This window comes from Streptomyces hydrogenans (assembly GCF_014656075.1).
Lineage (GTDB): Bacteria > Actinomycetota > Actinomycetes > Streptomycetales > Streptomycetaceae > Streptomyces > Streptomyces hydrogenans.
This window is the reverse complement of record NZ_BNBS01000179.1, coordinates 1-12,137: the sequence shown is the minus strand read 5'-3', so window position 1 is coordinate 12,137 and position 12,137 is coordinate 1. Positions and strand designations below refer to the sequence as shown.

The 12,137-nt window shown below is 75.3% G+C and carries 9 protein-coding genes; 4 read left to right on the top strand and 5 right to left on the bottom strand.

Going from position 1 to position 12,137, the window contains the following annotated elements; all coding sequences use genetic code 11:
• Positions 1–177: 177 nt before the first annotated feature.
• Together treZ and IE321_RS38480 are read right to left on the bottom strand one after the other, a co-directional pair.
• The gene (gene treZ, locus IE321_RS38485; RefSeq protein WP_190226339.1) at positions 178–1,929 is read right to left on the bottom strand and encodes a malto-oligosyltrehalose trehalohydrolase; all 1,752 of its coding nucleotides are present in this window, start codon (positions 1,927–1,929) and stop codon (positions 178–180) included.
• Between the two features lie 56 nt (positions 1,930–1,985).
• A complete protein-coding gene (locus IE321_RS38480; RefSeq protein WP_190226338.1) occupies positions 1,986–2,954 on the bottom strand; it encodes a GNAT family N-acetyltransferase in 969 nt (322 codons plus the stop codon).
• Positions 2,955–3,302: 348 nt separating this feature from the next.
• Here IE321_RS38480 and IE321_RS38475 point away from each other — a divergent pair, with 348 nt between their 5' ends.
• The 3 genes from IE321_RS38475 to IE321_RS38465 all read left to right on the top strand — a co-directional run bounded on the left by IE321_RS38475 (position 3,303) and on the right by IE321_RS38465 (position 5,704).
• On the top strand, positions 3,303–3,857 hold the full coding sequence (locus IE321_RS38475; RefSeq protein ID WP_043226405.1) for an FHA domain-containing protein: 555 nt from the start codon (positions 3,303–3,305) through the stop codon (positions 3,855–3,857).
• Positions 3,858–4,038: 181 nt separating this feature from the next.
• A complete protein-coding gene (locus IE321_RS38470) occupies positions 4,039–5,121 on the top strand; it encodes a cytochrome P450 (protein WP_043226403.1) in 1,083 nt (360 codons plus the stop codon).
• An 88-nt stretch (positions 5,122–5,209) separates the two neighbouring features.
• Complete coding sequence (locus IE321_RS38465; RefSeq protein WP_190226337.1) at positions 5,210–5,704, top strand: hypothetical protein; 495 nt, start codon at positions 5,210–5,212, stop codon at positions 5,702–5,704.
• Positions 5,705–5,762: 58 nt separating this feature from the next.
• Here IE321_RS38465 and IE321_RS38460 read toward each other — a convergent pair whose 3' ends face one another.
• Both IE321_RS38460 and treY read right to left on the bottom strand, forming a co-directional pair.
• A complete protein-coding gene (locus IE321_RS38460) occupies positions 5,763–5,981 on the bottom strand; it encodes a hypothetical protein (RefSeq protein WP_190226336.1) in 219 nt (72 codons plus the stop codon).
• 45 nt (positions 5,982–6,026) lie between these two features.
• The gene (gene treY / locus IE321_RS38455; RefSeq protein ID WP_190226335.1) at positions 6,027–8,411 is read right to left on the bottom strand and encodes a malto-oligosyltrehalose synthase; all 2,385 of its coding nucleotides are present in this window, start codon (positions 8,409–8,411) and stop codon (positions 6,027–6,029) included.
• A gap of 90 nt (positions 8,412–8,501) precedes the next feature.
• Between treY and IE321_RS38450 the strand changes: the two genes are divergently transcribed.
• Entirely contained in the window at positions 8,502–9,755 is a 1,254-nt protein-coding gene (locus IE321_RS38450; protein ID WP_190226340.1) for an MFS transporter, read from the top strand.
• On the opposite strand, the gene glgX is transcribed toward IE321_RS38450, so the two are convergent.
• Positions 9,709–11,829 carry a glycogen debranching protein GlgX gene (gene glgX, locus IE321_RS38445; RefSeq protein WP_043226401.1) on the bottom strand — a complete coding sequence of 707 codons (2,121 nt, stop codon included), beginning with the start codon at positions 11,827–11,829 and terminating at the stop codon, positions 9,709–9,711. The two genes, IE321_RS38450 and glgX, sit on opposite strands and share 47 nt — an antisense overlap.
• Positions 11,830–12,137: the final 308 nt, after the last annotated feature.

The following is a 12,137-nucleotide window of genomic DNA, read 5'->3' as shown; positions in this document are numbered from 1 at the left end:
CCGGGCGCGGGCCCGCCGGCGCGGGGGAGTGGGGGGTGTCATGCGCGCACTATGGCGGCCCGCCGCCCCCGCTCGCCCGGAACACTCCGGCCGTGCGCCCATGTGGAGCCGGTGCGTGGCCCGAGCGGCCCAGCCGGCCCGGGGTGCCCGGCCGGGCGGTCGCCGGCCCCGCGCCCGTCAGCCGTCGGCCAGGACGACCGCCGACTCGGCGGGGAGGCGCAGCAGTCCGTCCCCGGCGGGGGGTTCGGTGGGCTCCCAGGCGGCCAGGACGCGGTCGCGGCCGTTGGAGCCCAGCGGGACGGCGGCGGGTTCCTTCGCGAGGTTGACCGCCACCCGCACGTCGCCGCGCCGGAAGACCAGCCAGCGGGCGTCCTCGTCGAAGGCGACCTTGACCCCGCCGAGGTCCGGGTCGGTCAGGTCCGGCAGGGTGCGGCGCAGCGCGATCAGCTCCCGGTGCCAGGCCAGGATCCGGCGGTGCGGGTCGCGCTCGCGCTCCGCGCGGTCGAGGACCGACCGGTCGCGGGTCGCCGGGTCCTGCGGATCGGGCACCTCGGCCTCGTCCCAGCCGTGCGCCGCGAACTCCCGCCGCCTGCCCCGGCGTACGGCCTCCGCGAGCTCGGGATCGGTGTGGTCGGTGAAGTACTGCCAGGGGGTGCGGGCGCCCCACTCCTCGCCCATGAAGAGCATCGGCACCGACGGGCCGGTGAGGACGAGCGCCGCCGCGCAGGCCAGCAGGCCGGGCGAGAGGGTGGCCGAAAGGCGGTCCCCCAGCGCCCGGTTGCCGATCTGGTCGTGGGTCTGGGCGTAGCCGAGGAAGCGGTGGGCGGGGGTGCGCTCCCGGTCGACCGGGCGGCCGTGGTGCCGGCCGCGGAAGGACGACCAGGTGCCGTCGTGGAAGAAGACCCGGGTGAGGGTCTTGGCGAGGGCGGCCATCGGGGCGCGCGCGAAGTCCGCGTAGTAGCCCTGCGCCTCGCCGGTCAGCGCGGTGTGCAGGGCGTGGTGGAAGTCGTCGTTCCACTGCGCGTGCAGGCCGAGGCCGCCGAGCGCGCGCGGGGCGGTGGTGCGCGGGTCGGCCAGGTCGGACTCGGCGATCAGGAAGTGCTGGCGTCCCTGCTCCTTCGCCAGCTCGTCGACGGCGGCGGAGAGTTCCTCCAGGAAGGTGAGGGCCCGGTCGTCGGCGAGCGCGTGCACCGCGTCGAGCCGCAGCCCGTCGATCCGGTAGTCCCGCAGCCAGGCGAGCGCGCTGCCGAGGAAGTACGCCCGCACCTCGTCCGAGCCGGGCGCGTCCAGGTTCACCGCCGCGCCCCACGGGGTGTGGTGGGTGTCGGTGAAGTACGGGCCGTAGGGCGGGAGACGGTTGCCGGAGGGGCCCAGGTGGTTGTGGACCACGTCGAGGACCACGCCCATGCCGAGGCCGTGCGCGGTGTCCGTGAAGCGCTTGAGCGCGGCGGGGCCGCCGTACGGCTCGTGCACGGCCCAGGGCGCCACCCCGTCGTACCCCCAGCCGTTCACCCCGGGGAACGGGCAGAGCGGCATCAGCTCCACATGGGTGACGCCGAGTCCGGCGAGCTCCCCGAGCCGGGCGGCGGCCGCGTCGAGGGTGCCCTCCGGGGTGAAGGTGCCGACGTGGAGCTCGTACAGCACCCCGCTCCGCAGCCGCAGCCGGGGCGGCTCGTGGAGCCAGGTGTGGGCGGCGTGGTCGACGACGGCGCTGAGGCCGTCCGGCCCGTCCGGCAGCCTGCGGCCGCGCGGATCGGGCAGGACGGGCCCGTCGTCGAGGCGGTAGCCGTACCGGTCCCCGTCGGAGGCCGGCACGGTGCCGGTCCACCAGCCGTCCCGCAGGGGGTCCCGGTCGAGGGGGTGCCCGGTGCCGTTGAGCTCCAGGGTCACCCGGTCGCGGGCGTGCGGCGCCCAGACCTCGAAGAGCACGGCGGTTCTCCTCGCAGACGTCGGTACGGTCGGCTACCTCGGTCCCATCCTGGCAGTCAGGACCGCGACGCGCCCGGCGCGTCCCACACGTAGTCGACCTGGCGCTGGAAGTTCGCGTACCCGGCGCGGGCGAAGGCCGCCGCCATCGGGACGTTCCCCAGGTCGGTCGCGGCGCGGACCCGGGGCATCCCGGCCTCCGCGAGGATCCGGGTGCCCTCGGCGAGGATCTCGTCGATGTACCCGTGGCCCCGGTGGGCGGGGAGCACGCCGATGTAGGCGATGATCGGGTTGTAGTTGTTGCGGGCGGGGATCACGAAGCCCACCGCCTCGCCGGTGTCCGCGAGTTCGGCCACCCGCCACCAGTCCCGGGGCGAGGTGTAGTGCGGGAACTCGTCGTCGTAGTGCCGCTCGGCGGCCTCCCGCAGGGACAGCCCCTCGGCGAGGTCGGCCCGGCCGTGCGCGTCGAGCGTGCCCTCCATCACCGGCGTCATCAGGGCGAGCAGGTCCTCGCGGTCCCGCACCGGACGGAAGGCCAGCCGGCCCGTCGGCCCGGCGACCGGGGTGTCGGGCAGCCACTCCAGGCGCAGCCGCTCGACCAGTGGCCGGGCGCCGGTCTCCGCCAGGAGGGAGAACAGCAGCTCCACCCGGTCGCGGGTCTCCGGGACCTCGCGCCAGTCGGGCGGCAGGTAGCGGTTGAACTCCGGCGGCACGGTGCCCGCCGGCAGCACGGCGGCCATGGCGGTGGCCAGCAGCCGGCGGCCCACCTCCGCCGCCTCCCCGGCCGGGAGGTCCGGGTCGAGGTCGAAGAAGTCGAGGGCGAGCGGCTCGCCGCCGTCCTTGTTGGTCCACCAGGCGATCCGGCCGAGCAGCCGGCCGCCGCGCAGGGCCATCCACAGCCATTCGGGACGGCGGCGGCCGGTGCCGAGGTCGTCGGCGAGTTCGTGGTCGAGCGTGTAGCTGAGGTCGAGGAACAGGTCCAGCTCCTCGGGCCCGGCGAGCGGGCGGACGACGAGGTCGTCGGTCATACGGTGGTTCCCCCAGGGGTACGGTTGATCGAAGCCCGCAGACCGTAGCAGTGATCATCCGAGGTGAGCGCGGCAATTAACGCCCGGAGCGGGCGGGCGCACGGGGCGGGTGCCGTCGCGGAGCCGGTCCGTGGAGCCTGTGGCCCCCGGGGGCGGGCGCCCCTCCCGCGGAGCCGGTACGCCCCCCAAGCCCCGCGCCCCTCCCGCGGAGCCGGTACGCCCCCCAAGCCCCGCGGCTCTCTCACGGAGCCGGTGCGCCCCGGCCCCGCGGCCCCCTCGCGGAGCCGGTACAGCCCTGGGACATGGGGCTTCTGGACAGTGCGGCCCGGACACCCGGACAATCGGCGTGTGACGACCCCGACCCCTTACGAGCCCCCGGCGCACTCCCCCCGGCTGACCGACGCCGAGCGGGACCGCGCGCTGGGCCTGCTCCGGGAGGGCGCGGCGCAGGGGCGTCTCTCGCACGACACCTTCCTCTTCCGGATGGAGCGGGCCCTCCAGGCCCGCCGGCCCGACGAACTCGCCGTGCTCACCGCCGACCTGCGCAGCGAGGGCACCTGGACCCGGCGGGTGGTGGGCGCGGTCGAGCGCGTGTCGGCGTTCACCGCGCGCGTCGGCCGGGCCTGGCACTCGGAGCGGCTCCCGAAGCTGCTGCTGCCGCAGCCGGGACCGTACCCGCTGCGCATCGGGCGCGATCCGGTGAACGGGCTGCGGCTCAGCCACGAGACGGCCTCCCGGCTGCACGCCGAACTCTCCCTCCAGGGCGGGCTCTGGGTGCTGCGGGACCTCGGCTCCACCAACGGCACCACCGTCAACGGCCGTCGGGTCACCGGCGCGGTCGTGGTCCGGGCCGGTGACGTCGTCGGCTTCGGCGAGATGAGCTTCCGGCTCTCCCTCGACTGACCGGCCGCGCCCGCCTCCGACGGCGGGTCCTCCGAGGTCAGCGCGGTGCCCTGTCACCCGTTCGGCCGCACGTGGCGGGCGGTGCCGGGCGCGGGATGGTGGGCTGGGCGGACGCGCGCCACGATCCCGGCCGCGGCAATCACCGCCGACGAGGCGAACCGGCCGAACGACAGGGGGCGCGATGCGCGACGAGCCGAACCGCGGGACGGGACCCGCCGGAACCCCGGACGCCGAGGACCCCTGGCGCCGGCTGCCCGCCATGGCCCCCGCCGGGCGCACCGCCACGACCGCCCCCGGCCGGGTGCGCTCCGTCGCCGACCCGGCCGCCGGACCGCCCGCGCCGCCCGGCGGCCGGACCGTCGCCCCCAGCCCGCTGGACCCCGGCGCCGCGCTCGACCCGCACCCCGTGCACCGCCGGCTGCGCGAGGAGTTCCCGCTCACCTACGACCCGCTGCTGCGCGCCTGGGTGCTCAGCCGGTACGCGGACGTGGCCACCGCCCTCACCGACCCGCGCTTCACCCACGGCCACCGGCCCGGCGACCCGCCCTGCGCCCGCGCCCACACCGACGTGGACCTGGCCGAGCTGCGGGCCGTCACGGAGCGCACCGCCTACGTCCTGGCGCGCCGGATCGCCGGCCGCCCGCAGGCCGACCTGGTCGCCGACTTCTGCCACTGGCTGCCCGCCGGGACCGTCGCCGCCGCCGTCGGCGTCCCCTACCGGGACATGATGCGACTGGTCAGGGGTCGGGCGGCGGCGGCGCTCGCCGGGGAGTGCGGCGCCCAGATCGCCGTCCGGGAGAAGGCGCTCGCCTCCTTCCTCGGCAACGTCCTGTCCGACCCCGACCGGACCGCCGCCCTGCGCGACGCCCCGGCGGGCCTGGTGGCCCGGGCGTGGACCGAGTCGCTGCGCCTCGACCCGCCGGTGCAGATCGCCGTCCGGCGCACCCGGGAGGACGTGCGGGTGAGCGGCGGCGTCCTGCCGGCCGGCTCCTCGGTGGCGCTGCTCGTCGGGGCGGCAGGGCGGGACCCGGAGCGCTTCCGCGAGCCGGACCGCTTCGACCCGCTGCGCGACGACGCGGACCAGCTCACCTACGGCTCCGGCTTCTGCCCGGCGGTGGTCCTGGCCGGTCTGGAGGCGGAGTACGCGCTCCGCGCGCTCTTCGGGGCGATGCCCCGGTTGCGCCTGGCGGACGGCTTCCGTCCGGTGTCGACCGGTCTGATCACCCGTGCCCCGCGCAGCCTCGTCGTCCGGCCGAACGGCTGAGAGGAGGCGCTCCGCCCCGCTGCTAGGGTGACGTGCGCTCGTCAAGCGAGCCGTTCATCTGAGTCAAGTCCAACGGGGAATGAAACACGTGAAGCTTCGTCATGCCCGCGCGATCGCCGTCTTCGGCATCGCCGTCTTCGCCCTCACCGGCGCCCGCGGTTCGCACGGCGGCGGCTGCGACAACAGCAGCTCCGGTTCCAGCTCCAGCTCCAGCTCGGGCGGCAGCGGCAGCCACAGCGACAACGACAACGACAGCAACGCGACGTCCGGTGGCTCCCTGCCCGGCGGCGGCAGCGCCGACAAGGCCGCCCGTGACGTGACCATCGACAAGTGCGCCTACGACGCGGCGACGAAGAACCTCACCGCCAAGATCACGGTGAAGAACGACGGCGCGCTCGACTACGACTACAGCGTCACGATGAAGTTCACCGGCGCCGGCGCCACCTCGGCGACGGCCGTGAAGACCGGCATCGCGGTCACCGCGGGCTCCTCGGTCAGCACCGAACTCACCACCCCGTACCCGGGCACCGGCGACGGCTCCGAGTACACCAAGTGCGAGGTCTCCCGGGCCGGCCGGATCTGACCGGCGGACGGGACCCGGGGCGCGTGTCCGGACGGACCGCGCGCCCCGGGTCCCGCGTTCAGCGGCGCCGCTGGTAGGAATCGCTCTGGTTCGGCGGGCCGTTGTGCACCGAGCGGGCGTTGTACGACACTCGGTCGTGGGCGGCCTGGACCCGCGCCCTCTCCTCGATCCGCAGCCCCTCGGCGTTGTCCGTGCGGGACCCGCCGCGGCGCAGCAGCACCACCGTCAGGAGCACGACGAGTCCCCCCAGGACTCCGAAGAACACCCACAGCGTCATCTCGTTCCCCCCTGTTCGCCGAGCGTTGTACCGCCCAGTATGCGGTCAGTCCCCGATGCGCGCGAGGAGTGCGACCGGCCGGTCGGCGAACAGCTCCGCCAGCTTCAGCTCGCTCTCCGGGCCACCGGTGAACTCCCGCACCCCGTCCAGGACATCGGCCCACCGCCCCTCCGGCAGCACCAGCTCGGTGTCCCGCCAGCCGCCCGCCTCCGCGAGCCGCAGCGACAGCCGGGTCACCGCGGTGACCACCTCGCCGGACCGGGCGAAGGCCAGGCAGTGCGCGGCGGCCGGACCCTCCGCGGCCAGCGGTACGTAGCCGGAGCCGTCGCCGGACCCGGAGCCGAAGGCCGCGGGGCGCTCCCGCCGCAGCCGCAGCGCCGCCCGGACCAGCGCCGTCCGTCCGTCGTCCGGGCCCGGCGCGAACGGCGCCCGGTTGTCCGGGTCGACCAGCGCCCGGTACTCCCGCTCGGTGTTCTGGTACAGCTCCGGCACCCCCGGCATCGTCAGCTGGACCAGCGCCGCGGCGTCCGCCTGGGCCCGGACGTGCGGCTCCAGGGCGAACGCCGCCTCGGACGCGGCCCGCAGCGGCACCCGTCCGGGCCCGGTCGCCACGAAGTCGGCCACCGCCCGCTCGTACGCCGGGTCCTGCTCGGTCCACGAGGTCCGCAGCCCCTCCTCCCGTACGGCCTTGAGCACGGCCGGCCCGATCCGCTCCGGGTCCGGCGTGCCGAAGCCGAAGGCGGTCTGCCAGGCCGTCCAGGCGAGGTGCGGGTCCGGCGCCGGCACCGAGGCGACCTCGGACAGCAGCCCCGCCCACACCCCCGGGCACTGCGCGAGGACCGCGATCGCCGCCCGCACGTCCGCGCTGCGCTTGGTGTCGTGGGTGGTGAGGACGGTGCCGGTGGCCGGCCAGTCGCGGGCGAGCCGCGCGCAGGCGTCGTGGAACTCCGCGACGGCGACGGCCGGCCGGCCCGGATCGCCGCCGACCTCGTTGGCCGAGAGCAGCGGCGCGTACCGGTAGAAGGCGGTGTCCTCGGTGGACTTGGCCCGCAGCGCCGAGGAGGTCTGCGCGAACCGGGCCCGGAACGCCCGGTGTCCGGGCGTGTCCCCGAGCGCGCCGAGCAGCAGCCCCCGGACGGTGTCCACGGCGGCGGCCTCCTCCGGCACCGCGAACGCGGCCCGCGCCCCCCGGGCCGCCTCGGGGGTGAGGACCCGCTCGGCGCCGGTCCGGTAGGGCCGGTAGACGGGCACGCGGACGAGGAGTTCCTCGATCGCCGTCCGCAGGGTCCAGGGCGCGTGGTCCCGGAGCGCGGGGTCGGCGGCGCAGAGCCGTACGGCCGCCCGGGTCAGCGCGGCCGTCTCCGCCGCCAGGTCGTGCCGCACCACCTCGTACGCGGCACGCCGGGAGGTCGCCTCCCAGTCGCCGCCCCGGTCCGCCGAACGGCCCACGAACTCCCGGTACAGCGTGGAGAGTTCACCGGCCCCCTCGGAGTCGGTGAGGACGCCGTCGACCAGCCGCAGGGCGTCGTAGCCGGTGGTCCCCGCCACCGGCCAGGCGTCCGGCAGGGTCTCCTCCCCGGTGAGGATCTTCTCGACCACCGTCCAGCACCGGCCGCCGGTCGCCGCCGCCAGCCGCTCCAGGTAGCCCTGGGGATCGGCGAGTCCGTCCGGGTGGTCGACGCGCAGCCCCTCGATCACCCCGTCGGCGACCAGCTCCAGGATCTTCGCGTGGCTCCCGGCGAAGACCTCCGGGTCCTCCACCCGCACCCCGATCAGGTCCGAGACCGTGAAGAAGCGCCGGTAGTCCAGTTCGGTGCGGGCGAGGCGCCACCAGCCGAGCCGGTACCACTGGGCGTCCAGGAGCGCGTCCAGCGGCAGCCCCTCGGTGCCCTCCCGGAGCGGGAACTCCTGCCCGTCCAGGCGCAGGACGCCGTCCTCGACCCGCAGCCGGTCCCGCACCTCGGGCAGCCGGGCGGGCAGCACGGGCAGCAGCACCCGGCCGTCCCCGGCGTCCCACTCGATGTCGAACCAGCGGCCGTACGGCGAGTCCGGGCCGTGCCGCAGCACCTCCCGCAGCGCGTGGTTGTGCCGCGGCGAGGCCGCCATGTGGTTGGGCACCAGGTCCACCACCAGGCCGAGGCCGTGCGCGCGGGCCGTCGCGGCCAGCGCCCGCAGCCCCGTCTCGCCGCCCAGCTCCGCCCGGACCGACCGGTGGTCGGTGACGTCGTACCCGTGGAGGGAGCCGGGCACCGCCTCCAGGACGGGCGAGAGGTGCAGGTGCGAGACGCCGAGCCCGGCGAGGTGCGGCACGGCCCGCTCGGCGGCGGCGAAGGGGAAGGCGGGCTGGAGCTGGAGCCGGTAGGTGGCGGTCGGCACCACCGGGGCGGTGGCGGCGGGGGACGACGGGCGGGCGGACCGGTTGGACGTCATGCGAACGTACGTACCCCGTACGGAAGCTTCCGTGTCATCGGCCGATGCACCCGTTCGGGTGCATCGCGTTACCTTCGCCCGATGCTCCGGATGTACCGCGACACCCTCTCCCTGCTCGGCCCCGCCCTCCCGGTCCTCTCCTTCCTCGGCCGGCTGCCCACCGCGATGTGCCAGCTCGGCAGCGTGCTGCTGGTCGCGGAGACCAGCGGCTCGCTGGCCACGGCGGGACTCGCCGGAGGCGCGCTGGCCGCAGGACAGACCGTCGCGGGCCCCCTCCTCGGCCGGCTCGCCGACCGCCGCGGCCAGCGCGGGCCCGTCCTCGCGGCCTCCCTCGCCAACGCCGTCGCCGTCGCCGCCCTGGTCCTCGCCGCCGTCGCCGACGCCCCCACCGCACTCCTCGTGCCGCCGGCCCTGCTCGCCGGGGCGACCGTCCCGCAGATCGGGCCGCTCGCCCGGACCCGCTCGGTGGCGCTCGCCCGCCGGGCCGGCGCCGACGACCGCACCGTGGGCGCGGTCCTCTCCTTCGAGGGCACCCTCGACGAGGTCTCCTTCGTCCTCGGCCCGGCCCTCGTCGGACTCGCCGCCGCCCTCGCCCACCCGGGCGCCGCCCTGCTCGGCGCGTCCCTGCTGCTCGCCGTCTGCGGCACCGCCTTCGCGCTCCACCCGACCGCCCGCGCCGCCGCCCCCGCGACCGGCGCGTCCACCACCCTTACGGGCGCCGCCGAACGGACGCGGCTGCCCGCCTCCGCCTACGCCCTCCGGGTGACGATGGTCCTCCAGGGCGCCATGTTCGGCGCCTCCCAGGCCGGGATCACCGCCCTCACCGCCGGCCTCGGCGCCCCCGCCCAGGCCGGGCTCGTCTACGCCGCGATGGGCGTGATGAGCGCCGCCGTCGGCCTCTCGCTCGCCGCGCTGCCCGCCCGGATCGGGCTCACCCTCCGCTGGCGGGCCGCGACCGCCGGGCTCGTCCTGCTCTCCCTGCCGCTGCTCGCCGTCGACTCCCTCGTCGGCCTGTACGCGGTGGTGACCGTGCTCGGCGCCGCCTACGCCCCGCACCTCATCACGGTCTTCGCGCTGACCGAGCGGACCGTCCCGGCCGGCCGGCTCGCCGAGGCCATGGCCTTCCTCACCAGCGGCGTCGTCGGCGGCCAGGCGCTCGCCCTGGCGCTCTCCGGACGGCTGGCCGAACAGCACGGCGCCCCCGCCGCCTTCGCCGTGGCGGTGGGGGCGGCCGCGGGCTGCGCGGCGCTCTCCTGGACGGTGCGGACCGCACGCCCGGGGAAGCCGCGCGGGGCCCTCACGCCGGACGGCGCAGCACCGTCAGGCTCAGCGGCGCGAGGGTGACGCGCTCGCCCGCCACGATCTCCGGCCCCGCCAGCGGCGGCATCCCCTCCGGCTCGGCGGTGTCCACCACCGTCCGCCAGCACCGGCCGTGGCTGTCCGGCACCGCGAACTCCAGCTCCTGCGAGGAGGCGTTGAACATCAGCAGGAAGGAGTCGTCGGAGATCCGCTCGCCCTGCGTGCCCGGTTCGGAGATCGCGTTGCCGTTGAGGAAGACGGTCAGCGCCCGGGCGTGCGCGGCCTGCCAGTCGCGGGCCGTCATCTCCTCGCCCTCCGGGGTGAACCACGCGATGTCGGTGAGCTCGTCGTGGGTGCCCTCCACCGGCCGGCCGTGGAAGAAGCGGCGCCGCCGGAAGACCGGGTGCTCGCGCCGGAGCCGCACCATCGCCCGGGTGAAGCGCAGCAGCGTCGCCTCGGCCTCGCTGTTCTCCTTCGGCCACCGCACCCAGGACAGCTCGCCGTCCTGGCAGTAGGCGTTGTTGTTGCCCTCCTGGGTGCGCCCGAACTCGTCGCCGTGGCTGAGCATCGGCACGCCCTGGGACAGCATCAGCGTGGCGAGGAAGTTGCGCATCTGGCGGGCCCGCAGCTCGTTGATCCCGACGTCGTCGGTCTCGCCCTCCGCGCCGCAGTTCCACGACCGGTTGTGGCTCTCGCCGTCCCGGTTGCCCTCGCCGTTCGCCTCGTTGCGCTTCTCGTTGTACGACACGAGGTCGCGCAGGGTGAAACCGTCGTGGCAGGTCACGAAGTTGACCGAGGCGAGCGGGCGCCGGCCGTCGTCCTGGTACAGGTCGGACGAGCCGGTGAGCCGGGAGGCGAACTCGGCCAGCGTGCGCGGCTCGCCCCGCCACAGGTCCCGTACGCAGTCCCGGTACTTTCCGTTCCACTCGGTCCACAGCGGCGGGAAGTTGCCCACCTGGTAGCCGCCCTCGCCGACGTCCCACGGCTCGGCGATCAGCTTCACCTGGCTGACCACCGGGTCCTGCTGCACCAGGTCGAAGAAGGACGACAGCCGGTCCACCTCGTGGAACTGCCGGGCCAGGGTGGCTGCCAGGTCGAAGCGGAAGCCGTCCACGTGCATCTCGGTCACCCAGTACCGCAGGCTGTCCATGATCATCTGGAGCACGTGCGGGGACCGCATGAGCAGCGAGTTCCCGGTGCCGGTGGTGTCCATGTAGTAGCGGGGGTCGTCGGCGAGACGGTAGTACGAGGGGTTGTCCAGGCCCCGGAAGGAGAGCGTCGGGCCCAGGTGGTTGCCCTCGGCCGTGTGGTTGTAGACGACGTCCAGGATCACCTCGATGCCGGCCTGGTGCAGCGCCCGGACGGCCGACTTGAACTCCAGGACCTGCTGGCCCCGGTCGCCCCAGGAGGCGTAGGCGTTGTGCGGGGCGAAGAAGCCGATCGTGTTGTAGCCCCAGTAGTTCGACAGCCCCGCGTCGACCAGCCGGTGGTCGTGCACGAACTGGTGCACCGGCATCAGTTCCAGCGCGGTGACGCCGAGTTCCTTCAGGTGCCCGATCACCGACGGGTGCGCGAGCCCCGCGTAGGTGCCCCGCAGCTCCTCCGGGAGGTCCGGGTGGAGCATCGTCAGGCCCTTCACGTGCGCCTCGTAGATCACCGTGTGGTGGTACTCGGTGCGCGGCCGGCGGTCGTCGCCCCAGTCGAAGTACGGGTTCACCACCACCGAGGTCATCGTGTGCGGGGCGGAGTCCGCGTCGTTGCGCGCGTCGGGCCGCCCGAAGGGGTAGCCGTACACGGCCTCGCCCCAGGCGACCGAGCCCGACATCGCCCGCGCGTACGGGTCGAGGAGGAGCTTCGCCGGATTGCAGCGGAGCCCGCGCTCCGGCGCGTACGGTCCGTGCACCCGGAAGCCGTACCGCTGCCCGGGCATCACGCCCGGCAGGTACGCGTGGCGGACGAAGGCGTCCGTCTCGCGCAGTTCGACGGACGTCTCCGTGCCGTCGTCGTCGATGAGACACAGTTCGATGCGGTGCGCCGCCTCCGAGAAGACCGCGAAGTTGGTGCCCGCTCCGTCATAGGTGGCGCCCAGGGGGTACGCCTGTCCCGGCCAGACCTGCATGGATGGAATCTTCCTCTTCTGTCCGGGTACGGGGGTGCTCTTCGGCCAGATCCTGCCCGAAAGAGGCGCAACCTCCCGGGATTTCGCCCCGTCCTACTGGGTGACCGCAGACCAAGCGGGGGATAGAGGGGGAAATGTGTACGAAATAGTGCGCCGCCACCTGGGGAAGGTGGTGGCCGGAGCGGCCATGGCGGTGACCGGGACCGCCGTCGCGGTCGCGATCAGCCTGCCGGGCACGGCCGGGGCGGAGGACACCCCCGCCGGCCGCGCGGCCGGCCCGGCCGCAGCGCCCGGCACCGGCGCGCCGT